Annotated in this window: 23 protein-coding genes, 1 tRNA gene and 1 pseudogene; 13 read left to right on the top strand and 12 right to left on the bottom strand. The window is 64.3% G+C overall.

All coding sequences use genetic code 11. From position 1 onward, the window contains the following. The first annotated feature begins 17 nt into the window (after nt 1-17). The gene (gene htpX / locus DN387_RS03380; RefSeq protein WP_043862742.1) at nt 18-905 is read left to right on the top strand and encodes a protease HtpX; all 888 of its coding nucleotides are present in this window, start codon (nt 18-20) and stop codon (nt 903-905) included. 51 nt (nt 906-956) lie between these two features. Here the strand turns inward: htpX and DN387_RS03375 are convergent, their stop codons facing one another. Further along, the gene (locus DN387_RS03375; protein ID WP_043862741.1) at nt 957-1,610 is read right to left on the bottom strand and encodes a thiopurine S-methyltransferase; all 654 of its coding nucleotides are present in this window, start codon (nt 1,608-1,610) and stop codon (nt 957-959) included. Between the two features lie 105 nt (nt 1,611-1,715). Here DN387_RS03375 and DN387_RS03370 point away from each other — a divergent pair, with 105 nt between their 5' ends. After that, a complete protein-coding gene (locus DN387_RS03370; RefSeq protein ID WP_254506004.1) occupies nt 1,716-2,483 on the top strand; it encodes a class III extradiol ring-cleavage dioxygenase in 768 nt (255 codons plus the stop codon). 105 nt (nt 2,484-2,588) lie between these two features. Here DN387_RS03370 and DN387_RS03365 read toward each other — a convergent pair. Then, nucleotides 2,589-4,290, bottom strand: a pseudogene (locus tag DN387_RS03365) (DEAD/DEAH box helicase). Nucleotides 4,291-4,612: 322 nt separating this feature from the next. Beyond that, nucleotides 4,613-5,368 carry a spermidine synthase gene (locus tag DN387_RS03360; RefSeq protein WP_043862738.1) on the bottom strand — a complete coding sequence of 252 codons (756 nt, stop codon included), beginning with the start codon at nt 5,366-5,368 and terminating at the stop codon, nt 4,613-4,615. 128 nt (nt 5,369-5,496) lie between these two features. Here DN387_RS03360 and DN387_RS03355 point away from each other — a divergent pair, with 128 nt between their 5' ends. Further along, nucleotides 5,497-6,843: a class II 3-deoxy-7-phosphoheptulonate synthase gene (locus tag DN387_RS03355; RefSeq protein ID WP_054915827.1), complete on the top strand. Its 1,347-nt coding sequence runs from the start codon at nt 5,497-5,499 to the stop codon at nt 6,841-6,843. A 48-nt stretch (nt 6,844-6,891) separates the two neighbouring features. Here the strand turns inward: DN387_RS03355 and DN387_RS03350 are convergent, their stop codons facing one another. Continuing rightward, nucleotides 6,892-7,641 (bottom strand): sulfite exporter TauE/SafE family protein, encoded by a 750-nt coding sequence (locus DN387_RS03350; RefSeq protein ID WP_054915828.1) that lies wholly within the window; start codon nt 7,639-7,641, stop codon nt 6,892-6,894. Between the two features lie 105 nt (nt 7,642-7,746). Between DN387_RS03350 and DN387_RS03345 the strand changes: the two genes are divergently transcribed. Both DN387_RS03345 and DN387_RS03340 read left to right on the top strand, forming a co-directional pair. Next, nucleotides 7,747-8,703, top strand: a complete 957-nt coding sequence (locus DN387_RS03345; RefSeq protein WP_054915829.1) for a LysR family transcriptional regulator — start codon at nt 7,747-7,749, stop codon at nt 8,701-8,703. 51 nt (nt 8,704-8,754) lie between these two features. Continuing rightward, on the top strand, nt 8,755-9,213 hold the full coding sequence (locus DN387_RS03340; protein ID WP_043862734.1) for a MarR family winged helix-turn-helix transcriptional regulator: 459 nt from the start codon (nt 8,755-8,757) through the stop codon (nt 9,211-9,213). A 78-nt stretch (nt 9,214-9,291) separates the two neighbouring features. Here DN387_RS03340 and DN387_RS03335 read toward each other — a convergent pair whose 3' ends face one another. Both DN387_RS03335 and earP read right to left on the bottom strand, forming a co-directional pair. Then, a complete protein-coding gene (locus DN387_RS03335) occupies nt 9,292-9,864 on the bottom strand; it encodes an elongation factor P (RefSeq protein WP_043862733.1) in 573 nt (190 codons plus the stop codon). Between the two features lie 48 nt (nt 9,865-9,912). Further along, the gene (gene earP / locus DN387_RS03330; RefSeq protein ID WP_043862732.1) at nt 9,913-11,046 is read right to left on the bottom strand and encodes an elongation factor P maturation arginine rhamnosyltransferase EarP; all 1,134 of its coding nucleotides are present in this window, start codon (nt 11,044-11,046) and stop codon (nt 9,913-9,915) included. 137 nt (nt 11,047-11,183) lie between these two features. On the opposite strand from earP, the gene DN387_RS03325 reads away from it, so the two are divergent. Together DN387_RS03325 and DN387_RS03320 are read left to right on the top strand one after the other, a co-directional pair. Further along, nucleotides 11,184-11,576, top strand: coding sequence for a hypothetical protein (locus DN387_RS03325; RefSeq protein WP_043862731.1), 393 nt, complete (start codon nt 11,184-11,186; stop codon nt 11,574-11,576). A gap of 1 nt (nt 11,577) precedes the next feature. Beyond that, the gene (locus tag DN387_RS03320; protein WP_043862730.1) at nt 11,578-12,060 is read left to right on the top strand and encodes a GreA/GreB family elongation factor; all 483 of its coding nucleotides are present in this window, start codon (nt 11,578-11,580) and stop codon (nt 12,058-12,060) included. A 38-nt stretch (nt 12,061-12,098) separates the two neighbouring features. Here DN387_RS03320 and DN387_RS03315 read toward each other — a convergent pair whose 3' ends face one another. Beyond that, a complete protein-coding gene (locus DN387_RS03315) occupies nt 12,099-12,986 on the bottom strand; it encodes a LysR family transcriptional regulator (RefSeq protein WP_054915830.1) in 888 nt (295 codons plus the stop codon). Nucleotides 12,987-13,092: 106 nt separating this feature from the next. Between DN387_RS03315 and DN387_RS03310 the strand changes: the two genes are divergently transcribed. Beyond that, nucleotides 13,093-14,283, top strand: coding sequence for an MFS transporter (locus DN387_RS03310; RefSeq protein ID WP_043862728.1), 1,191 nt, complete (start codon nt 13,093-13,095; stop codon nt 14,281-14,283). 103 nt (nt 14,284-14,386) lie between these two features. Next, nucleotides 14,387-16,546 carry a TonB-dependent siderophore receptor gene (locus DN387_RS03305; RefSeq protein WP_054915831.1) on the top strand — a complete coding sequence of 720 codons (2,160 nt, stop codon included), beginning with the start codon at nt 14,387-14,389 and terminating at the stop codon, nt 16,544-16,546. An 88-nt stretch (nt 16,547-16,634) separates the two neighbouring features. Here the strand turns inward: DN387_RS03305 and DN387_RS03300 are convergent, their stop codons facing one another. The 3 genes from DN387_RS03300 to DN387_RS03290 all read right to left on the bottom strand — a co-directional run bounded on the left by DN387_RS03300 (nt 16,635) and on the right by DN387_RS03290 (nt 17,511). Beyond that, complete coding sequence (locus DN387_RS03300) at nt 16,635-17,150, bottom strand: hypothetical protein (RefSeq protein ID WP_043862726.1); 516 nt, start codon at nt 17,148-17,150, stop codon at nt 16,635-16,637. Nucleotides 17,151-17,228: 78 nt separating this feature from the next. Continuing rightward, a tRNA-Ser gene (locus tag DN387_RS03295) sits at nt 17,229-17,318 on the bottom strand. After that, nucleotides 17,314-17,511, bottom strand: coding sequence for a hypothetical protein (locus DN387_RS03290; protein ID WP_143516616.1), 198 nt, complete (start codon nt 17,509-17,511; stop codon nt 17,314-17,316). The genes DN387_RS03295 and DN387_RS03290 overlap by 5 nt, the downstream gene beginning before the upstream one ends. Before the next feature lie 75 nt (nt 17,512-17,586). On the opposite strand from DN387_RS03290, the gene DN387_RS03285 reads away from it, so the two are divergent. The 3 genes from DN387_RS03285 (at nt 17,587) to DN387_RS03275 (ending at nt 20,181) form a co-directional block, all read left to right on the top strand. Next, entirely contained in the window at nt 17,587-18,276 is a 690-nt protein-coding gene (locus DN387_RS03285) for a crotonase/enoyl-CoA hydratase family protein (RefSeq protein WP_054915832.1), read from the top strand. Between the two features lie 146 nt (nt 18,277-18,422). Continuing rightward, complete coding sequence (locus tag DN387_RS03280; RefSeq protein ID WP_043862724.1) at nt 18,423-19,166, top strand: 1-acyl-sn-glycerol-3-phosphate acyltransferase; 744 nt, start codon at nt 18,423-18,425, stop codon at nt 19,164-19,166. A 43-nt stretch (nt 19,167-19,209) separates the two neighbouring features. After that, nucleotides 19,210-20,181: a magnesium and cobalt transport protein CorA gene (locus DN387_RS03275; RefSeq protein WP_043862723.1), complete on the top strand. Its 972-nt coding sequence runs from the start codon at nt 19,210-19,212 to the stop codon at nt 20,179-20,181. A 3-nt stretch (nt 20,182-20,184) separates the two neighbouring features. Here DN387_RS03275 and DN387_RS03270 read toward each other — a convergent pair whose 3' ends face one another. Next, entirely contained in the window at nt 20,185-20,913 is a 729-nt protein-coding gene (locus tag DN387_RS03270; RefSeq protein WP_043862722.1) for an amidotransferase, read from the bottom strand. 548 nt (nt 20,914-21,461) lie between these two features. On the opposite strand from DN387_RS03270, the gene DN387_RS03265 reads away from it, so the two are divergent. Further along, nucleotides 21,462-22,277: a cytochrome c gene (locus DN387_RS03265; RefSeq protein ID WP_054915833.1), complete on the top strand. Its 816-nt coding sequence runs from the start codon at nt 21,462-21,464 to the stop codon at nt 22,275-22,277. Between the two features lie 42 nt (nt 22,278-22,319). Here the strand turns inward: DN387_RS03265 and DN387_RS03260 are convergent, their stop codons facing one another. After that, the gene (locus tag DN387_RS03260; RefSeq protein WP_043862720.1) at nt 22,320-22,649 is read right to left on the bottom strand and encodes a ribonuclease E inhibitor RraB; all 330 of its coding nucleotides are present in this window, start codon (nt 22,647-22,649) and stop codon (nt 22,320-22,322) included. Between the last annotated feature and the right edge of the window lie 86 nt (nt 22,650-22,735).

Here is a 22,735-nt window from a genome sequence, read left to right as displayed (position 1 = left end):
AGGAGAACGTAACAACCATGATGCGCATTTTGCTGTTTGTGGCCACCAACCTTGCGGTCGTGCTGATTGCCAGCATCACCCTGAGCCTGTTCGGCTTCAACGGGTTCATGGCGGCAAACGGGGTTGACCTCAAGCTCGACCAGTTGCTGATTTTCTGCGCTGTGTTCGGCTTTGCCGGCTCGCTGATCTCGCTGTTCATCTCCAAGTGGATGGCGAAGATGAGCACCGGTACCCAGATCATCACCCAGCCGCGCACCCACCATGAGCAATGGCTGCTGCAGACCGTCGAAGAGCTTTCCCGCCAGGCAGGCATCAAGATGCCCGAGGTGGGCGTCTTCCCGGCCTATGAGGCCAACGCCTTCGCTACCGGCTGGAATCGCAACGATGCGTTGGTCGCGGTCAGCCAGGGCCTGCTCGAGCGTTTCTCGCGTGATGAAGTACGCGCCGTGCTGGCCCACGAGATCGGCCACGTCGCCAACGGCGACATGGTGACCCTCGCGCTGGTACAGGGTGTGGTCAACACCTTCGTGATGTTCTTCGCACGCATCATCGGCAACTTCGTCGACAAGGTGATCTTCAAGAACGAAGAAGGCCAGGGCATTGCCTACTACATCGCGACCATCGTTGCCGAACTGGTCCTGGGTATCCTGGCCAGCATCATCGTCATGTGGTTCTCGCGCAAACGCGAGTTCCGCGCCGACGAAGCCGGCGCCCGCCTGGCCGGCACCAACGCGATGATCGGCGCGCTGCAGCGCCTGCGTTCTGAACAGGGCGTGCCTGTGCACATGCCTGACACCCTGAATGCCTTCGGCATCAATGGTGGCCTCAAGCAGGGCCTGGCAGGTCTGCTGATGAGTCACCCGCCGCTGGAAGATCGTATCGAAGCCCTGCGTCGTCGCGGCTAAGCGAGCAGCAGGCAAACAGGAAGGGCGACCCACGGGTCGCCCTTTTTCATTTCAGCGTTGCAGACGGTACACCCGCTCCAGCAGCCGATCAGCACCCGCCTTGATGAACCTGGGGCTCTGCGCCAACACGTCGTCCTGCGCGGCGATCGCCAACTGCCAATGCTCGCCGAACAGGCGCTCGACCTCTTCATCGGGCACGGCAAAGGGCGGACCGTCAGTAACCGCCTGATCGTAGTCCAGAGTAATCAACAGGCCCTTGCAAGGCGACGGCAGGAGCTGCTGCAGATGCGCCACATACCGCTCGCGCATGGCAGGCGGCAAGGCGATGATCGCGGCACGGTCGTAAAGGCCCGTACAGCCCCGCACGTCACCCGCGGTCAGTGCGAAGAAATCGCCACACCACAACTCGATGCCCTCGCTGCGGTAGACCGTGAAGGCCCCCTGCTGCGAAACCTGCGGCTCCCGCTCATGCTCGGAAAAAAAGTCCTTCACCGCCCGCTCGGACAACTCCACCCCAAGCACGTCGTGGCCTTGCGCGGCCAGCCACGCCATGTCCAGGCTCTTGCCGCACAGCGGCACCAGTACACGGGCACCAGGCGCAATGCCCAGTGCGGGCCAATGCTGCTGCAGATACGGGTTGACCTGCTGCTGGTGAAAGCCGATCAGATCGTTCTCCCAGCGGTTGTGCCAGAACGCGGGCTGCATAACCTTACCTCGATAAATTCGATTAAATACCGCAAAAACTTATATTAGATTTAGATCAATGATCTGCCTGAAGATGGCTGCATATTAACCTTCAGGACCACCCCGATGCTGCCCAGCCTGTTTATCTCCCATGGCTCTCCCATGCTGGCACTGGAACCGGGTGCCAGCGGCCCGGCACTTGCGCGCCTGGCGGCGCAACTGCCGCGCCCCAGAGCGATCGTCGTGATGTCTGCGCACTGGGAAACCACCGAACTGCGCGTGACAAGCAACCCGCACCCACCCACCTGGCACGACTTCGGCGGCTTTCCGGCCGCCTTGTATGCCGTGCAGTACCCTGCCCCCGGCGACCCACAGCTCGCCGAACAGGTAAGGCAACGGCTCAATGAAGCCGGGCTGCCCACAACACTCGACGCCAAGCGGCCTTTCGACCATGGCGCGTGGGTGCCCCTGACGCTGATGTACCCGGCGGCGGACATACCGGTGGTGCAGGTATCACTGCCCAGCCAGCACGGCCCGGCGTACCAGCAACAGGTAGGCCAGGCACTGGCGGCCCTGCGCGAGGAAGGCGTGCTGCTGATCGGCTCCGGCAGCATTACCCACAACCTGCGCGAACTCGACTGGCATGCCGGCCCCGAGAGCGTAGAGCCCTGGGCACTGGCGTTTCGCGACTGGATGATCGACAAGCTGGCTGCGGGCGACACGCCGGCCCTGCATGACTATCGCCGGCAGGCGCCGTTTGCGGTGCGCAACCACCCGAGCGACGAGCACCTGCTGCCGCTGTACTTTGCCCGCGGCGCGGGCGAGCGGTTCGCGATCGAGCACCAGGGCTTTACCCTGGGAGCACTGGGAATGGATATCTATCGGTTCGACTGAGGCGGCAGCCCTTTCCCCGGCAAGGCCGGCCCCTACAAGCGAAACAGGCCGCCCAGGCAAAAAAAATCCCCGAACCAGTCGGGGATTTTTCATTTCACTCGAAGATCAATCTTCGCGATAACGACGCAGCTTCAGCTGCTTGCCGGCAACGCGAGTGTCCTTGAGCTTGGTCAGCAGCTTCTCGAGGCCATCTTCCGGCAGCTCGACCAGGCTGAAGCTGTCGCGCACCTGGATGCGACCGATCGCTTCGCGGGCCAGGCCGCCTTCGTTGAGGATCGCACCCAGCAGGTTCTTGGCCGCGATACCGTCACGCGCACCCAGCGCGGTACGGCAACGTGCACGACCTTCACCCAGTGGCATCGGCGCGCGACGCTCACGCTCGCCACGCTCGGAGCGCTCACCGGCAGGACGATCACCACGTGGGGCCGAAGTCGGCACCAGCGGCTGCTCTTTCTCGACGGCTTCCAGGGTCAGCGCCTGGCCATTGGTGGCCTTGCGCAGCAGGGCCGCGGCCAGGGCACGCGGGCTGCAACCGATGTCGGCAGTCAGGCGGTCGAGCAGATCACCGTGGGTAGCTTCTGCATCGGCAACCAGCGGCGCGAGGCTGTTGGTGAGCTTCTTGATGCGCGCGTCCAGTACGGCCTGGGCGTTGGGCAGACGAACTTCGGCAACCTTCTGGCCGGTCACACGCTCGATCACCTGCAGCATGCGGCGCTCACGCGGGGTGACCAGCAGCAGTGCACGACCTTCGCGACCGGCACGGCCGGTACGGCCGATACGGTGAACGTAGGACTCCGGATCGTACGGCATGTCGACGTTGAACACGTGGGTGATGCGCGGTACGTCCAGACCACGGGCAGCGACGTCGGTAGCGACGACGATGTCCAGGCGACCGTCCTTGAGCGAGTCGATGACGCGCTCACGCTGGTTCTGGGCGATGTCACCGTTGAGCGCAGCAGCCTTGTAGCCTTTGGCTTCCAGGGCGCTGGCCAGGTCCAGGGTGGCTTGCTTGGTACGTACGAAGGCGATCAGTGCATCGAACTCTTCGACTTCCAGCAGGCGCAGTACCGCCGAGACCTTCTGGTCGGCGTGGACCATCAGGTGTGCCTGCTCGATGGCAGTCACGGTCTGGGTCTTGGTCTGGATCTTGACGTGTTTCGGGTCACGCAGGTGACGCTCGGCGATCGCACGGATCGACTGCGGCAGGGTGGCCGAGAACAGTACGGTCTGGCGGGTTTCCGGCATGGCCTTGAAGATGACTTCCAGGTCGTCCATGAAGCCCAGCTTGAGCATTTCGTCAGCTTCGTCGAGCACCAGGTGATTGACGGTAGCCAGCACCTTCTCGTCGCGACGCAGGTGGTCGCACAGACGGCCAGGGGTAGCGACGACGATCTGCGCGCCGTTACGGATTGCTTTGAGTTGTGGGCCCATCGGGGCACCACCGTATACCGCTACCACGGTAACGCCCGGCATCTGCTTGGCGTAGGTTTCGAATGCGGTAGCTACTTGCAGCGCCAACTCACGGGTTGGCGCCAGGATCAGGGCTTGCGGCTCGCGCTTGCTCGGGTCGATGCGGTGCAGGATTGGCAGAGCGAAGGCAGCGGTTTTACCGGTACCTGTCTGCGCCTGACCGATCATGTCATGACCGGCAAGAATAATCGGGATCGATTGCTGCTGAATGGCCGATGGCTCTTCGTAGCCAGTGGCGATAACGGCGGCAACAATACTTGGATGAAGATCGAGAGCGGCGAAGCCGCCGGTTTCCTGGGTCATGGGTCTGCCTCTAAGTGCATCCGCAAAGACCCATGCTCCAAAGCTGCACATGCCTTGTAAGACCCGAAGGTCACCCTGGCAGCTTTGTCGGCGGGGATTTGCGAAAACGATTGAAGAAAAAAAGGAACGTCAAGGCAGAGTCCGCGGTGCGGACGCGCAGCCGAAGCTGGCTTCGGGGAATTGCACTACCTGAACGAGGTCCGGTAAAAGACCGGCGCGTACTATACCCGATTTCCTGCATCGCGTGAGACTTTTTTACAGGGAAGAGAAGCCCGGAGGCCTCGAATCGACAGCCCTTGCCGATGATCGAGGCCCACGCGTCTGTTGGCGGCGCGGCCGGAGCTGAAACGATTTATTCAAGATGCCGGTCGGATCACCTCGATCAGGCGCTGCAGGGAGTAGCCCAGGCGCGGTTCAAGGGCCCGGGCGCGCGCGGTGAGCGCCTCCCGGTCGAGGGTCTGGTCGAGGTCGGCGGGCACCAGCAGGATGACGTTGCCCTCCTTCACCGGCAGCTCCCAGTAATGGCGGTGATACAGCCCGCGCAACAGCGCAGCGCCCAGCGGCTTGCCGTCATCGGTGGCCCACTGGTTGATGACCAGCCAGCCGCCGGGGTTCAGGCGCTTCTGGCAGTCTTCGAGAAACTTCCAGGCCAGGTGGCCGACGCCGGGCCCGTGGTCGGTGTAGAGGTCGACGAAGATCAGGTCGGCAGGCTCGGCCGTCTCCAGCAGCTCGACCGCATCACCCACGCGGATGTACAGGCGCGGATCATCGTCCAGCCCCAGGTACTCGATGGCCAGGCGCGGCACCTCGGGACGCAGCTCGATGGCCTCCACGTCCTCCAGGGGCAGGAACTTCAGGCAGGCCTGGGTCAGGGTACCGGCACCCAGGCCGAGAAACAGCGCACTTTCAGGCTCGCAGTGGCACAGCGCGCCCACCAGCATGGCGCGGGTATAGTCGTACTCCAGCCAGCTCGGGTCGGCAGTGAATACGCAGCTCTGCTCGATGGCCTCGCCAAACTCGAGAAAGCGGTAGTCCTCGACTTCCAGCACGCTGATGGTGCCGAACTCGTCGTGCACCTGCGCCAGCAGCCGCTCTACCCGTTCCTCTGTCATGCTCTCTCCCGACACCTGCATGTGCCCAAGCAAAAACGACCATTGTCCGTCAATACAGGCGATGCAACAAGGCAGGGTCCAGGTGTTAGCATGTTCACAGCCCTTTTCCGATAGAAACCGAGCCTGTGATGAGCCAACCCTGGAGTCCCGATAGCTGGCGTGCCCTGCCGATCCAGCAGCAACCGCACTACCCCGATGCAGCGCACCTGCTCAAGGTCGAGCAGACCCTGGCCAGCTACCCGCCGCTGGTGTTCGCCGGCGAGGCGCGCGAGCTGCGCCGCCAGTTCGCCGAAGTGACCGAAGGCCGTGCCTTCCTGCTGCAGGGCGGCGATTGCGCCGAAAGCTTTGCCGAGTTCTCGGCAGCGAAAATCCGCGACACCTTCAAGGTGCTGCTGCAGATGGCCATCGTCATGACCTTTGCCGCCGGCTGCCCGGTGGTCAAGGTGGGGCGCATGGCCGGGCAGTTCGCCAAGCCGCGCTCGTCCAATGACGAAACCATCGGCGAGGTGACCCTGCCGGCCTACCGGGGCGACATCGTCAACGGCATCGGCTTCGACCCTGCCAGCCGCGTGCCCGACCCGGAGCGCCTGCTGCAGGCCTATCACCAGTCCACCGCCAGCCTCAACCTGCTGCGCGCCTTCGCCCAGGGTGGTTTCGCCGACCTGCACCAGGTGCACAAGTGGAACCTGGACTTCATCGCCAACTCGGCGCTGGCCGAAAAGTACAGCCAGCTGGCCGACCGCATCGACGAGACCCTGGCCTTCATGCGCGCCTGCGGCATGGACAGCTCGCCGCAACTGCGCGAAACCAGCTTTTTCACCGCGCACGAGGCGCTGCTGCTCAACTACGAGGAAGCCTTCGTGCGGCGCGACAGCCTGACCGGCGACTACTTCGACTGCTCGGCGCACATGCTCTGGATCGGTGATCGCACCCGTCAGCTGGACGGCGCCCACGTGGAGTTCCTGCGCGGGGTGAACAACCCGATCGGGGTCAAGGTGGGCCCGAGCATGAACACCGAGGAGCTGATCCGCCTGATCGACATCCTCAACCCGGCCAACGACCCGGGCCGGCTCAACCTGATCGTGCGCATGGGGGCCAACAAGGTCGGCGAGCACCTGCCGGGGCTGATCCGCAGCGTCGAGCGCGAGGGGCGCAAGGTGCTGTGGAGCTCCGACCCGATGCACGGCAATACCATCAAGGCCAGCAGCGGCTACAAGACCCGCGATTTCGCGCAGATCCTGGGCGAGGTCAAGCAGTTCTTCCAGGTGCACCAGGCCGAAGGCAGCCATGCCGGTGGCATTCACATCGAGATGACCGGTCAGAACGTCACCGAATGCATCGGCGGCGCCCGGCCGATCACCGAAGACGCGCTGTCGGACCGTTACCACACCCACTGCGACCCGCGCATGAACGCCGACCAGTCGCTGGAGCTGGCGTTCCTGATCGCCGAAACGCTCAAGCAGGTACGGCGCTGACACCTGCACGGCCCTCGACGGCCGTGCCGGCTCGACCCGCGGCGGGCTTCAGACCCTGAAGCCCAGCATCAACGCGCACACCACCAGAAACACACAGAACAACGAGCGCAGGACCTTTTCCGGCAGCGCATGGGCCAGCTTCACGCCCCAGCTGATACTCAGCAAGCCGCCCAGTGCCAGCGCGATGCCCATGTTCCAGTCCACATGCTGGTGCAGCCCGTAGGTCAGCAGCGTGACCGAGGTACTGGGCGCCGCCAGTGCCAGCGACAGGCCCTGGGCAACCACCTGGGTGGTGCCGAACACACTGGTCAGCACCGGTGTGGCGACCACCGCGCCCCCTACCCCGAACAGCCCGCCGACCACACCGGCACCCCCGCCCAGCACACCCAGCCAGGGCCAGGGCTGGCGCAACTCGGTCGAAGGCGGCGAGTTGCGAGTGAACATGCGCACCAGGTTCCACACCGTCAGCGCCACCAGAAACACCACGAAGCCGACGCGCATGGCCTGTGCATCCAACCCCACCGCCCAGATCGAGCCGAGCCAGGCGAACACGAAGCCGGCCAGCGACAAGGGCAATGCATGACGCAGCTCGATGCGATTGCGCTGGTGATAGCGCCACAGCGCCAGCAACACGTTCGGCACCACCATCACCAGCGCGGTGCCCTGGGCCAGTTGCTGGTCAAGGCCGAACAGCACGCCCAGCACGGGGATCGCGATCAGGCCGCCGCCGATCCCGAACAGCCCGCCCAGGGTACCCAGCCCTGCTCCCAATACGATGTACATCAACCACTCGACCATGCTCGCCTCTCTGCTCTGCAATAGCGCCATGCTACCGATGGCGGGCTAGCGGGGAAACGCACAGCAACGCACAATGGCTGTGCCCAATTCGCACAAGCAACCACCATGACCCCGGACGCCCTCACCCAACACCTGAGCCTGTTTCTCGATGTGCTCGAAAGCGGCAGCTTTTCTGCCGCGGCGCGGCGCCACCCGCTGACCCCTTCGGCGGTGGCCCGACGCATCGATACCCTGGAGGCCGCCGTGGGCAGCCGCCTGTTCGTGCGCAGCACCCATGCGGTACGCCCCACGCCCGCCGGCAATGCATTCGCCGAACGCGCCCGGCGTATCGTCGAAGAACTGCGTCTGGCCCGCGCCGAGGCCGTGTCGCTGAGCAATGCACCGGAAGGCCTGATCCGCATCGATGCGCCTTCGGCGTTCGGCCGCCGCCACCTGGCACCGGCCATCGCCGATTTTCTGGTGGCGTACCCGGGCCTGGATGTACAACTGCGCCTGATCGACAGCTTCGTCGACCTGCAGGGCGCGCACCTGGGCGAAGTCGACCTGGTGCTGCGTGCAGGCCCTCTGGCCGATACCCGGCTGGTGGCAACACCACTGGCGTACATGGTGCGCATTGCCTGCGCCAGCCCCGCCTACCTGCAGGCCCGTGGCGTGCCTGCCAGCCCCTGCGACCTGCCAGAGCACGACGGGCTGGACTGGGATGGCCTGGCCCCACCCTTCGCCTGGCGCTTCGCGGTGGACGGGCAGATGCGTCTGCTGCGCCCCTCGCGCATGCGCATGAGCGCCAACAACGCCGAGACCCTGCTGTTCGGCGCCCTGGCGGGCCTGGGCATCGCGCACCTGCCCACCTGGCTGATCAGCGAGTACCTGCTGCGCGGCGATCTGCTGCCGCTGTTCTGCGAGAACGGGCTGCCCCCGGCCGAAACCAGCGGTGTCTATGCATTGCGCCTTGAACATGAAACGAACTCTCGCAGCCGTTTGCTGCTCGAATTCCTCAAGAGCCGCTTCAGCCCCATCCCTCCCTGGGACCTGGCACTGCAGAGCGAGCTGCGCTGGCAATAGCGCGCATAGCATGCGCGCCACCATTTCATGGACCAGATAGAAAGGAGCCGCATGAACGCCACCTCCAAAGCGCCCGTTTACGATGAGCTGCTGCTCGACAATCAGGTGTGCTTCGCCCTGCACTCCACGTCACTGCTCATGACCAAGGTGTACAAGCCACTGCTGCAGGCACTGGGCCTGACCTACCCGCAGTACCTGGCCATGCTGGTGCTATGGGAGCAAGACGGGCTTACCGTCGGCGAAATCAGCCATCGCCTGCTGACCGACCCCGGCTCGCTCACGCCCTTGCTCAAGCGCCTGGAAGCCGAGGGCCTGCTCAAGCGCACCCGCAGCCGCGAGGACGAGCGCGTGGTGATCGTGCAACTGACTGCCCAGGGGCGTGCCCTGCAAGCGCAGGCACGCTCGATACCGCCGTGCATCCTGGGCGCCAGCGGCCACTCGCTGGAGCGCCTGCAACGCTTGCAGGCCGAGCTGCTGGCACTGCGCGACAACCTGCAGAACAGCCTCTGACGGCGCTGCAGCCGCGCATGCAGGGCATAAAAAAACCCGGCCTTGGCCGGGTTTTCGTGTTCGCGCAGATCGCCAGGTTTAAACCTTGGCGCGGCCCTTGTAGGAGCCACCTTCGCGGGTGTCGATCTCGATCCAGTCACCGATCTCGATGAAGTCGGCGACCGACAGCTCGGTACCGTTCTTCAGTTTGGCAGGCTTCATGACCTTGCCGGAGGTATCGCCACGGGCGGAACCTTCGGTGTAGTCGACCTGACGCACGATAGTGGTCGGCAGCTCTACGGAAACCAGGCGGTCTTCGAAGAATACGGCTTCGCACACATCGGTCATGCCTTCTTCAACGAAAGGCAGAACGCTTTCGATGTCTTCGGCGTTCAGCTCGTACATGGTGTAGTCGGTGGTGTCCATGAACGTGTAGGTGTCGCCGCTGATGAAGGACAGGGTCGCTTCTTTGCGGTCGAGGATCACGTCGTCCAGCTTGTCGTCGGCGCTGTAGACGGTTTCGGTCTTGTAGCCGGTCAGCAGGTTTTTCAGCTTGGTCTTCATGATCGCGCTGTTACGGCCCGATTTGGTGAATTCAGCTTTCTGAACCAGCCAAGGGTCGTTGTCGATACGGATCACGGTACCGGGTTTCAGCTCTTTACCAGTTTTCATTGCGAGATATCCGAATTTGGATGGATTTACAAAAATCGAGGCCGCATATCATAGCGAATTTCGACAAAACTGTACCAGCGCCGTGGCAAGGTCCGGCTGAGCGGCCTGCGCGGCGCACCAGCGCTCGGCGTGGGCGCTCAGTTCCGGCCAGTGCGCCAGCAGCTCGCGCCACGCCTGGCCCATGTCGCGATCCATGTTCCAGGCCCGCCACAGCGCCACCAGCGCGGCGGCTGCCGGGGCCGACAGGCCCTGGGTGTAATGGTCCAGAAAGGCCTCGAGCTTTTCCCAGTGGGCGTACTCTTCCTGCACATAGATATGCCACAGCAGTGGCCGCCCGGCCCACTGAGCACGCACGAACGAGTCCTCGCCGCGCACCGCATTGAACTCGCAGCACCACAGCAGCCGATCATAGTCATCCTGGCTGACGAAGGGCAGGATCTGCACCGTCAGCGCCCCACGCTGCGTCACACTGCCCACCCCCAGCCCGCTCTCGCCCAGCCAGGCCTGCACATCCCCCAGGATGCGCCCCTCGGGCACCAGCAGGTGACTGGGGCGGGTGTCGGCGGCCAGCACATCGAGCCAACTGGCCAGGCCCGGGTTCTCATAGGCGAACAACGAGATCAGCCGTGCACCCTCATGCACCCTCACGCCCAGGCCGCGCAGGAATGCCTGACGGGCCTGCGGGTCGTCTTCGAACGCCTTGCGACGCGTCAGCAACGTGGCTTCGCGCAGCAACCCGCCGGTACCGGGCGTGAACCCCGGAAAGAAGAACACCTTGCGCAGGCCATTGGCCTGGGGCGACGGCAGGCCGTGGCAGCCTTCCACCCAGCCCTCGGCGCTCAGGTACTCCAGGTTCAGCCACACTGCCGGCACGGTGCGGTCCTGCATGGCCTGGACATAGGCCGCTGGCAAGTGGCAGCCGAAGGCGCCGATCACCACGTCCGGCACTGCCGTCGGCTGCCAGTCGGCCGGCCACAGGCACACCTCGACGCCTTGCTGCCATTGCTGCCGGGCCTGGGCGTCCGCCTCGGGGCACAGGCGCACGAAGGCCGCCAGTTCATCCACCCACAGGCGCACCGCCACGTCGTGTTCGGCCACCAGTTGCCGGGCCAGGCGCCAGGTGACGCCGATGTCGCCATAGTTGTCGACGACGCAACAGAAGATATCCCAGGTCGGTTTCATGGCAGGCACCTCGCGTTGAGCCGGAAACAAAAAGCGCCGATTGTCCGGGTTAATCATTGCAGACAACAGTAGCGAGGCTGAATAAAACCCGCGCTGCATGCGACAATCGCCGCCATTGTCCTGGCCAGGAGGCTGCCATGTCGTACCGTGCGCGTCGCCGTGAACTGAAAATTTCGCAAAACCCGCTGCAACTGATCCTGTGCGTGGCCATCGGCCTGTGGCTGGGTTTCGTCGCCATCATGCTGACCCTGTGGCTGGGCTGGCAGTACCTGCCCGACCTGCGCCAGCCCCTGCACGAGGTGATCGCCCCGCCCGCGCCGGCCGTGGCGCCGCAGCAGTCGCCGGAGCAGAACCGCATGTTCGAGCAGTACAAGCAGATCCTGCACGATCAGGCGGTGCAGCAGGCCGAGGAGCAGGCCCAGGGCAGCCCGCGCAACCTGTCCAACCCCAGATGCCAGTTCTGGCTGCAACAGAACCGTACCGCCCCCACCGAGAAAAGCCGCGCCAATGTCCTTGAGTTCTGCAACTGAGATGAACAAGACCGACCTGCTGGCGCGCATCATCGAGCGCCTGGGCGTCGACCTCGACGTGGCGCAACGTGCTGCGCAGACCGCGTATGAAGCGGCCACTGCCGAGGAGAACATCGCCGAGAACAAGTACGACACCCTCGGCCTGGAAGCCTCGTACCTGGCCACCGGGCAGGCCCGGCGCATGGAGGAGATTCGCCAGGCACGGCTGGCGTACCAGCAACTGACCCTGCGCGACTACGACCCCGAGGCCGGCGTGCAACTGAGCAACCTGGTGCTGCTGGCCGACGAACAGGATCGCCAGCAGCGCGTGTTCCTGGGGCCGGAAGCGGCAGGGCTGAAAATCGGCGAAGGGCAGGCGCTGATCACGGTGATCACCCCGCGCTCACCTTTGGGGCAAAGCCTGATGGGCAAGCTCGAGGGCGACGAGGTGGTGCTGGTACTGGGCAATGGGCGCCAGGTCTACGAACTGGTGGAAGTGCTCTGAAGCACTTCGCTGGCTTGCCAGCAAAGAGGCTGCCACGGCTAATGGCTTGCCCTTGCCGCCAGGTTCTGCTCCAGCAACTGGACGAAGGCCCGCGCCGCCGGCGTCGGGGTGGTCGACCAGATCGCGTACAGGTGGCGCACCGGGGCATCGCACACCGGTACTGCGGCAACGCCCTTGAAGCCTGCGGCGATCCTTGCCGGTACCAGCCCCAGGGCCAGGCCACGCTGCACGAACTTCTCGATCAGGCCGATACTGCCCACCTCGAACTGCACCCGATGACGCACCCCTGCGGCGGCAAATGCCTCGTCGGTCTGTCGACGCGCGCCGCTGCCAGCCTGGAAGTCCACCAGGGGCTGGTCTTCCAGTTGCTCCAGCGCCAGACGCCCGATGCCTGCCAGCGGGTGCTGCAGCGGCAGCACCGCCACCAGTTCCTCGGCCGCCAGCAGGCGCGACGCCACCCCCGCCAACGGTTCCCCCGGCCAGACGCCGATGAACGCCACATCCAGGCGCCGTTCGCGCACATCGGCAATCAGCAGCTCGCTCTTGCCGATCAGCCAGCGAATGTCCACCTGCGGGTACTGCCCGTGAAAACCGGCCAGCAGGTCCACCAGGTCCAGCTCGGTCAGCGAGCTGATCTCGCCGATGGACAAGCGCCCGCGCACTTCGCCACAGGCTGCGGCCACGTCCTCGGCGATGCGCCGGGTGGCCTCCAGCGCCGTGCGTGCGCTGAGCACGAAGGCTTCGCCGGCAGGTGTAAGGCGCACCCGGCGCGAGCTGCGCTCGAACAGCAAGGTGCCCAGTTGCGACTCCAGGCGCGCCACCTGATGACTCAAAGCCGACTGCACCACATGACAACGTTCGGCCGCACGGGTGAAACTACCGGTATCGGCCACCGCCAGCGCGTATTCGATCTGCTTGAGGTTCATCTTTCCATCTGCACAAGAGATTGATGGGATCTAAACGATTCATTGGCGTCATGCTAGCGCATTTTCGATAATGCACTCCCCTTCCCCCCTGACAACGAGACGGTCCATGGCCCCCGCCACAACTCACCTGAGCCGCGCCCTGATTCTGCTGATGGCCACCGCCACCGGCCTGGCCGTGGCCAGCAACTACTATGCGCAGCCCTTGCTGCACAGCATCGCTCAGCATTTCGGCCTGACCACCGCCACCGCCGGCAGCATCGTGATTGCCGCCCAGCTGAGCTACGGCGCCGGCCTGTTGCTGCTGGCGCCGCTGGGTGACCTGTTCGAACAACGCCGCCTGATCGTCAGCATGATCGCCATCGCCACGGTCGGCCTGCTGATCAGCGCCTTCGCCCCCAGCCTGATGTGGCTGCTGATCGGCACCACCCTGACCGGGCTGTTCTCGGTGGTGGCGCAGGTACTGGTGCCGATGGCCGCCGGCCTGAGCGACCCGTCCGAGCGCGGGCGAGTGGTCGGCACGCTGATGAGCGGCCTGCTGCTGGGCATTCTGCTGGCGCGCACCGCTGCCGGGTTCATGGCGACCCTGGGTGACTGGCGCAGCATCTACCTGCTGGCCGCTGCGCTCATGGCCCTGAGCGCCATCGCCCTGGCCAGGGCCCTGCCCGAGCGCCACCAGCACGCCGGGCTCAAGTACCCCGCACTGATCGGTTCGGTGTTCCGCCTGTTCGTGGATGAGCCGGTGCTGCGCCTGCGCTCGTTGCTGGGGCTGCTGTCGTTCTGCCTGTTCGCGCTGTTCTGGACACCCCTGGCGTTTCTGCTGGCAGCCGAGCCTTACCACTACTCCGATGCAGTGATCGGGCTGTTCGGCCTGGCCGGTGCGGCCGGCGCCCTGGCCGCGAACTGGGCCGGGCGCCTGGCCGACCGCGGCAAGGGCTCGCTGGGCACCACCGTGGGGCTGCTGGCCCTGGTGCTGGCCTGGGTACCGCTGGCCTTCGCCCAGGTGTCGCTCGCCGCCCTGCTGATTGGCGTGCTGGTGCTCGACCTGGCGGTACAGCTGGTGCACGTGAGCAACCAGAACGCGGTGATCGCCCTGCGCCCCGAGGCGCGCAACCGACTCAATGCCGGGTACATCACCTGCTACTTCATCGGTGGCGCACTGGGCTCGCTGCTGGGTACGCAGTTGTTCCAGGCCCACGGCTGGAACGGCATCGTGGTGGCGGGGCTGGTGATCGGCGGCGTGGCGCTGGTAGTGTGGCTGTGGGTGGAGCGCCGCTCGGCTCAGGTGAAGGCCGCGTAACGGCGTTCGCCAGCAAGGCTGGCTCCTACCCGCAGGCCCCCTTCAGGTAACATGGCGCCCCGCCTGCCGGCGCGCCTGTTGCTGGCCTTCAAGGAACCTGCGCATGACCCTGCACCACCCTCGCCTGCCCCTGGGGCTGCTGAGCCTCGGCCTGGCCCTGAGCTCGTCCACCACCCTGGCCGACAGCGGCATCACCCTCGCGCCCCTGAGCGTGTCCGATGTGCTCGAGGACGGCTACCAGCCACGCCAGGCCTCGGTGGCCGGCTTTGGCGCGGCGCCGCTGCTCGACACCCCCGCCTCGGTGTCGGTGTTCACCGAACAGTTGCTGCAGGACCGCCAGGTGCGCCTGCTCAGCGAGGTGCTGCAAAGCGATGCCTCGGTCGGCGAGAGCTATGCGCCCATCGGCTACTACGAGAACTTCAACGTGCGCGGCTTCGAACTGGACGCCGCCCACAGCTACACCATCAACGGCCAGACCATCGCCGGCGAGCAGAACGTGGCGCTGGAGAACAAGCAGCAGGTCGAGTTGCTCAAGGGGCTGTCGGGCCTGCAAAGCGGAGCAGCCGAACCCGGCGGGCTGATCAACTATGTGACCAAGCGCCCGCAGGATATCCGTTCGCTCACGGTATCGAGCACGGCCTTGGGCGAGCGCTACATCGCCACCGACCTGGGCGGCTGGTTTGGCAGCGAACGCCAGTTCGGCCTGCGCGCAAACCTGGCCCATGAAGATATCCGCTCCTACGTCGACCATGCCGACGGCCAGCGCGACTTCGCTTCGCTGGCCTTCGACTGGCAAGTGAACCCGGATGCGCTGCTGCAACTGGATGTCGAGTACCAGCAGCGCGAGCAGCGCTCGGTGCCCGGCTACCAGTTGCTCGGCGGCAACCGCCTGCCCCACGGCATCGACCCCGACGATCGCCTGGCCTATCAGCACTGGGCCAAGCCGGTGCAGATCGACTCGCTGAATCTGGGCGGTCGCTTCGAATACCGCTTCAGCGACACCTGGACCGGCAGCGTGAGCGCTTCGCGCAGCCGCGTGGTGATCGACGACTACAGCGCGTTCGCCTGGGGTTGCTACGGCGCCGCCAGCTGCGCAGGCTCGAAGGTGCCGAACTACTTCAGCCCCGAGGGCGACTACGACATCTACGACTACCGCAGCCCGGACGATACCCGGCGCACCGACGAGGCACAGGTCACTCTCAACGGTTTGTTTGCCCTGGCGGGCCTGGAGCACGAGCTGACGGTCGGCAGCAGCGCGCAACGGCGCACTGTCGACCAGCGACCGACGTTCAACGAGTGGATCGGCAGCGGCAACATCTACCAGCCTACGCCGGCACTGGAGCCCTTCGACGGCAGCCCGGGCCACCGCGAACGCCGCCTCGACAGCCGCCAGTACGGCCTGTTCGCCAGCGACCGGATCAGCTTCGACGAACACTGGCAGACGGTACTCGGTGCGCGCGTTGTACGCCTGGACGAGCAGGCCTTTGGTGAAGATGGCAACCTGCGCCGGCATACCCGGCAATATGAACTGCTGCCCAACGCCGCGCTGATCTACAAGCCGCGCGCGGACATTTCGCTGTACGCCAGCTACAGCAAGGGGCTGTCGTCGGGCAATGCCGCGCCGTGGTTCGCGCTCAACAGCCAGGACATCCTGGCCCCCACCACGTCACGCCAGCTCGAACTGGGTATCAAGCGTGAATGGCAGCGCATGAGCCTGAGCGCGGCGCTGTTCCAGCTGCGCCAGGGGTATCAGTATGCCCAGCCGGACGGCAGCGGTGACTTCACCTACGTGCAGCAGGGGCAGCAGAAGAACACCGGCCTGGAGCTGGCGGCCAGCGGCTGGGTAACGTCGAACCTGCAGATCAACGCCAGTGCCGCGGCCATTCGTGCACGGGTCGGCGGCAGCGGCACGCGGGCGTACGACGACCATCAGGCGCTGAACGTGCCGAATCTGCGCGCGGCGCTGCAGGCCGACTACAGCCTCCCGGGAGTACCGGGGTTGGCGCTGCTGGGTGGGGCGCGCTACAGCGCGAGCAAGTATGCCAACCAGGCAGGTACGGTGGCGGTGGGTGGCTATGCGGTCTTCGACATTGGCAGCCGCTATCGCACGCGCATCGGCGGGTATGACACGGTGCTGCGCCTGACAGTGGATAACGTGTTCGATCGGCGCTACTGGAGAGACGCGGGGGAATATCTGGGCGACGGCTACCTGTTTCAGGGCGCGCCGCGAACTGCGCGGGTGTCGGCTGCTGTGAGCTTCTGAGAATGCGTTCGCCGGCAAGGCCGGCTCCTGCACAGGCGTTCGCCTTGCCTGCAGAAGCCAGCCTGGCTGGCGAACAGCGCGCCGCCGATCAGAACGGCTCGCTGCCCTCGCGGAACTGCACTTCCAGTATCCCGGCGATTTCGCTCAGGTCGGCCGCCGCGGCCGGAGTGGTGATGAAGCCGCTGTAGCAGTCCTCCAGCGTCGACCAGTTCCACAGCACCAGGCCCTGCTTCTGAAGCTCGGCATGGGCCAGCACCATCAGTTGCGACACGCTGTGGTTTTCCAGGAAGTCTTCATCTTCCGGGTCATCCACGCCAAAGGTCACCTGGGCGTCACGTGCTTCTGCCAGTTGCTGGACGCTTTGCACGAACGACTCGGTGTCCTTCCAGTCGACGTAGAACACCGACTCCCAGTCGGCGATGTCCTTGACCATCCACATCAGTTGCTTGGGATCGTCCTCGAACTCTTCGATGTCATCCTCGTCCAGCTCCAGCTCGCGAAACGCCTGAAGATGCTCGGCGGCCATTTCGGGCGTGGGGCTGACAAGAGCAATCAATTGCTCGGCGGCAAGAATCTGCTGTTCGGAAAAGCACTCTGCAAGCATCTGAAACTTCCTTTTCAATGGCCCAACAAAAAGCCCCCGGACTCTTTCAAGTTCGGGGGCTCTTCGCGTATCTGAATATGGCGGTGAAGAAGGGATTCGAACCCTTGATACAGTTTCCTGTATACACACTTTCCAGGCGTGCTCCTTCAGCCACTCGGACACTTCACCGGTTCTCGCCAAGCTGTTCAGCCTGTCGAGGCGCGCTAATGTAGTCGAAAGCACTTTGAATGGCAAAGGTTTTTTTCAGAATATTCATGCGCTTAAGCCAGCAGTGGCAAAGCTGCCAATCTCTGGCGTGGTTCGGCTGTGGTCCATGCACGAAGCCCGTGGTGCCGGGGCCGGCGTGCTGCGCCTGACTCATCGGTCAGCCTTGGTGCTTTACCTGACCGCGGCAGCTGGGTAACGTCAGCCCCACTCCACCTAAAGGAACTCTGTCATGAGTGAGCTGGTTACCTACCAACTGGAAGACGGCATCGCGACGCTGACCCTGAACAACGGCAAGGTCAACGCCATTTCACCGGACGTGATCGCAGCCTTCAACGATGCACTGGACCGTGCCGTGCAGGATCGCGCCGTCGTCATCCTCACCGGCCAGCCGGGCATCCTCTCCGGTGGCTACGACCTCAAGGTGATGACCTCTGGGCCACAGGCCTCCATCGCGCTGGTGACCGCCGGCTCGACGCTCTCCCGGCGCCTGCTGTCGCATCCGTTCCCGGTGATCGTCGCCTGCCCTGGCCACGCCGTGGCCAAGGGTGCATTCCTGCTGCTGTCGGCCGACTACCGCATCGGCGTCGAAGGCCCGTTCCGCATCGGCCTGAATGAAGTGCAGATCGGCATGACCATGCACCACGCCGGCATCGAGCTGGCGCGTGATCGCCTGCGTCGCTCGGCCTTCCACCGCTCGGTCATCAATGCCGAGATGTTCGACCCGGCCAGTGCCGTGGATGCCGGCTTCCTCGACAAGGTGGTGCCGGTGGAGCAGTTGCACGAAACCGCCCTGGCAGCGGCGCAGCAACTCAAGACCATCAACATGAACGCGCACAAGAAGACCAAGCTAAAGGTGCGCAAGGCGCTGCTGGACCTGCTGGACGACGCGATCATTCGCGACCAGGAACACCCGGTCTGATAGCGGGTCGCGCCATTCGCCGGCAAGGCCGGCTCCTGCAGGGGACGCAACCGTTGCAGGAGCCGGCCTTGCCGGCGAAGCTTTAAGTTTGCCCCGGGCTGTGCACAACCGTACACTGCGCCGCGTTTTGTCCGGGGTTAACCACAATGCTGTTTCTGATCCGCATGCCCCTCCTGGGCCTGCATTTTGTTCTGGTAGGCATACTGGGTGTGCTCATCGGCCTGTGTCGGCCTTTCAACCCCGACAACAGCCGCGTGTTCGCGCGCCTGTATGGCTGGCCCGCCACCTGGCTGATGCGCCTGCAGGTACAGGCCGAAGTCGGCCCGCTGTTCGACCAGCCCCCGGGCTGCGTGATCGTGGCCAACCACCAATCCAACCATGACCTGTTCGTGCTCGGTCACGTGGTGCCGCCGCGCACGGTGTGCATCGGCAAGAAGAGCCTCAAATGGATCCCCCTGTTCGGCCAGCTGTTCTGGCTGGGCGGCAATGTGCTGGTCGATCGCAGCAACGCCTACCAGGCCCGACGCGCCATGCAGACCACCACCCGCACCCTGCAGGAACAGGACACCTCGATCTGGGTATTCCCCGAGGGCACGCGCAACGCCGGCGATCGGTTGCTAGCCTTCAAGAAGGGCGCGTTCCACATGGCCATCGAAGCCGGCGTGCCCATCGTGCCGGTGTGCGTGAGCCGCTACGCCAGGCGCCTGAACCTCAACGGCTGGCGCAAGCAGAAGGTGATCATCCGCTCGCTGGCGCCGATCTCCACCACCGGCATGACCCACCAGGATGTTCCCGCCCTGGCCGAGCAGTGCCGCGAACAGATGCAACGCTGCATCGACCTGATGGAAAAAGAATTGCAGGCCAGCCGCGCAGTTGCCGATTTGTCGTAGTCATACCAAGCTAGGGGCATGACAACGGGGGAAAGGCACAACCATGGGTCGAGTCGTAGCGGCAGCGGTCTACAGCGCCGGTAGAAAAGTCACCAACATCAGCCTCGACGAGGGCGCCGAGTGGGCCAGCAAACCGGGGCACTTCGTGTGGATCGGGCTGGAAGAGCCCTCCGCGCAGGAACTGGCCAATCTGCAGCGCCAGTTCAACCTGCATGAACTGGCAATCGAGGATGCGCTGGAAAAGCACAGCCGGCCCAAGCTTGAAACCTTCGGCGATGCCTTGTTCATCGTGACCTATTCGCCGGTACGCCAGGACGGCAGGCTGGAGTTCATCGAAACGCATATCTTTGCCGGCAACGGCTACATCATCACCTGCCGCAACGGCCATTCCAAATCCTATGCCCTGGTACGCCAGCGCTGCGAGGCCCGGCCGCTGCTGCTCGAGCACGGCGAAGACTTCGTGCTGTATGCACTGCTCGACTTCGTCACTGAAAACTACCAGCCGGTGAGCGAGGCGATTCACAGCGAGATCGAAGAGCTGGAAAACAACGTACTCAGCAGTTCGCTGCAGGAAGACGATATCCGCCGCCTGCACGGCCTGCGTCGCGACATCCTGCGCCTGCGCCGCTATGTGGCACCGATGGTCGAGATCAGCGAAGAGCTGCAGCGCCTGGCCTTCCCCTTCATCGACAAGAACATGCGCCCGTATTTTCGCGACGTGCAGATCCACGTGACGCGGCAGATGGAAGACCTGTCGAGCATCCGCGACATCGCCAGCCAGACCATCGAGATCGGCATGCTGCTGGAGTCGTCACGCCAGAGCATCACCCAGCGCAAGTTCGCCGCCTGGGCGGCGATCCTGGCCTTCCCCACCGCCGTGGCGGGTATCTACGGGATGAACTTTCAGAACATGCCGGAGCTGAGCTGGCACTACGGCTACTTCACCGTGCTGGGGGTCATCGCCCTGGGCTGCACGGCACTGTTCGCCAGCTTCAAGCGCTCCGGCTGGCTGTAGGCCTCAGGCCGCGCTGCCCTGTGGCTTGTGTGCGACAAAGCGCATCATCCACTCGGCCACCGTGGTGCCCTGGTGTTGCTGGTCGAGGCTGGCCACGCCCTTGCTGTAGACCTCCGGGCCCAGGTGCTGCTGGCGCAGCTCGAGCAAGGCACGGGAATAGTCGTGGATGAACTCGGGGTGGCCCTGGAAGCACAGCACCTGGTCGCCAATGTGATAGGCGGCATAGGGGCAGAAGTCGCTGGAGGCGATCACCGTGGCGTTTTCGGGCAACTGGGTAACCTGGTCCTGGTGGCTGATCAGCAGGGTCAGTTCCTCCACCTGCGGGCTCATCCAAGGCGCCTTGGCCGCCATCACGTAGCGGTGGGTTCCCACCCCCCAGCCCTGGTGCGCGCGCTCGCTGCGCCCGCCCAGCAACAGGGCAAGCAACTGGTGGCCGAAGCATACGCCCAGCAGCTTGTCGCCGCGCTTGTAGCGGTCCAGCAGAAAGGTCTTGAGCCTGGCGATCCACGGGTCGTCGCCAAACGAGTCGGCCTTGCTGCCGGTCACCAGGTAGGCGTCGAACACCTCGTCGTCGTCGGGGTATTCACCGTTCATCACGTTGTACACGCGAAATTCGGCGGCAATCGGCTGATGGGTGAACAGGTGCTCGAACATCCGTCCGTAGCCCTGATACTGATCGACCAGCTCGGGTCGCAGGACATCGGTTTCCAGGATGCAGATGCGTAACGACATAGATTTAGTCCCGAACGACATGAGGCACAAAGTGTCGCTAGAGCCTGCCGCGAATGGCGCTCGGAGGCAAGTGTTCACTCGGACGAACGGTCACACTGTGCAGGCCATGCCCCGGAGCGCACGCACGTGTCTAGCTGAAGGGATGGTCGCCGGATGGCCCTTGGCCTCATAGCCGTAGTGCCTTAGAACCCACCGCTTAATACGAAAGCGTTCTAAAACACGGGTGACGTTGACCCTAAGGTTAGTTGTATATCGAAGCAAAGCAGGTCCGATGCGGGGGCAACGCGGACATTTCGGCAGCGCTCGCGGGTTATCACGGACCCTGGCCAAGGACGCCACACGGCATTCAGGAATAACAACAAAAAGGCAGACCGCCATGTTCAAGCACTCCAAAGTACGTCAAGCCGGCCTCATCCTCTTCGCCACGACGCTGCTGCTGATCGTGCCCAACCTCACACGACTGTTCGGCTGAAGCCCACCCGTTCTGTAACCAGGCATCATCGCAACGCTGGTGTATCCTGCCGGCCTGAATGGTTGGAGAGCACCCGATGCGTCATTGCCTTGCCCTGATCCTGCTGTTGAGCCTGCCCCTGCACGCCGCACAGCTGACCCTGAACCTGGGCGGCGCCGAGCGCCAGTGGAGCACCGCTCAACTGCTGGCTCACCCGCAGGCGCGGAATATCCGAATCGACGGTGACGTTTCCTACAAGAAGACCATGCACTACCGCGCCGTGCCCATGGTGGCGCTGCTGGAGGGCGTAGCCCCCGGCGATCATCTGCAGGCCGTGGCGCTGGATGGCTTTGCCGCCGAACTGCCCGCTGCCCCGTTGCTCGGCAACGGCCCGGCACGCGCCTGGCTGGCCATAGAGGACCCCGCCCACCCATGGCCAGCCCTGAGCAAGGGCAAAGGCAGCGCCGGGCCCTTCTACCTGGTGTGGACCCAACCGCAGGCAGGCCGGATCAGCCCCGAACAATGGCCCTTCCAGCTTGCCACCATTCGCCGCCTGGCCCCTGTGGCATCGCGCTTCCCGGCACTGCTGCCAGACCCGCAACTGCGTGAGGACGACCCGGTCAACCTGGGCTTTGCCGTGTTTCAGAAAAACTGCCTGGCCTGCCACCGACTCAACGGTGCCGGCGATGCGCAGTTCGGGCCCGACCTGAACATGCCCTTCAACCCCACCGAGTACTTCCAGCCGGCGTTCTTGCGCCGATACATCCGCAACCCGCAAAGCCTGCGCCAGTGGCCACAGGCGCGCATGCCCGGCTTTGCCGAAACGGTGATCAGCGACGCAGAACTGGACCAGTTGCTGGGGTATCTGGCGCACATGGCCAGCCGCAAGCGGTCCGGGGTGGAAGTACCCTGAAAATGGATGGGGGCGGCATGGCCGCCCCGCGGATACACAGGTTCAGGCGAGCAGTCGCTCCTGCTTGACGCCCCAGCCCTGTATCTGGCCGCCCAAAGGGGAAACTGCCAGCTCGAAGTCATGCTCGAACTCGCCGATGCCGCCATAGGTGGCGAACATCAGTTTGCTCAACTCCAGCTGCCACCCCTCGTCGCTTTCGCGTACCTGGGTGTTGATCGATTCACCACGAAACTTGCCTGCGGCCCTGCGCGCCCGCTCCTCGTCCGGGAACACCGCATAGAACTCGATGGGATGGATCTGGGCAAAATCGAAACCGCCTTCTTTCATGCGGCGTAGAACCGTGCTGCTGATGTCCTCATACGGGCTGCTCATGAATCGTCCTCCTCGTCGCGATGGATAGACTTTCAGTGCATTACGCACTGACCCACCCTGCCAAACGTGGGTGGGCAACTCGAGCG

It is taken from the genome of Pseudomonas sp. FBF18, assembly GCF_024261405.1.
In the GTDB taxonomy this organism is placed as follows: domain Bacteria; phylum Pseudomonadota; class Gammaproteobacteria; order Pseudomonadales; family Pseudomonadaceae; genus Aquipseudomonas; species Aquipseudomonas palmensis.
Note: the sequence above shows the minus strand (reverse complement) of the source record. Positions and strands in the feature narration are given on the sequence as shown.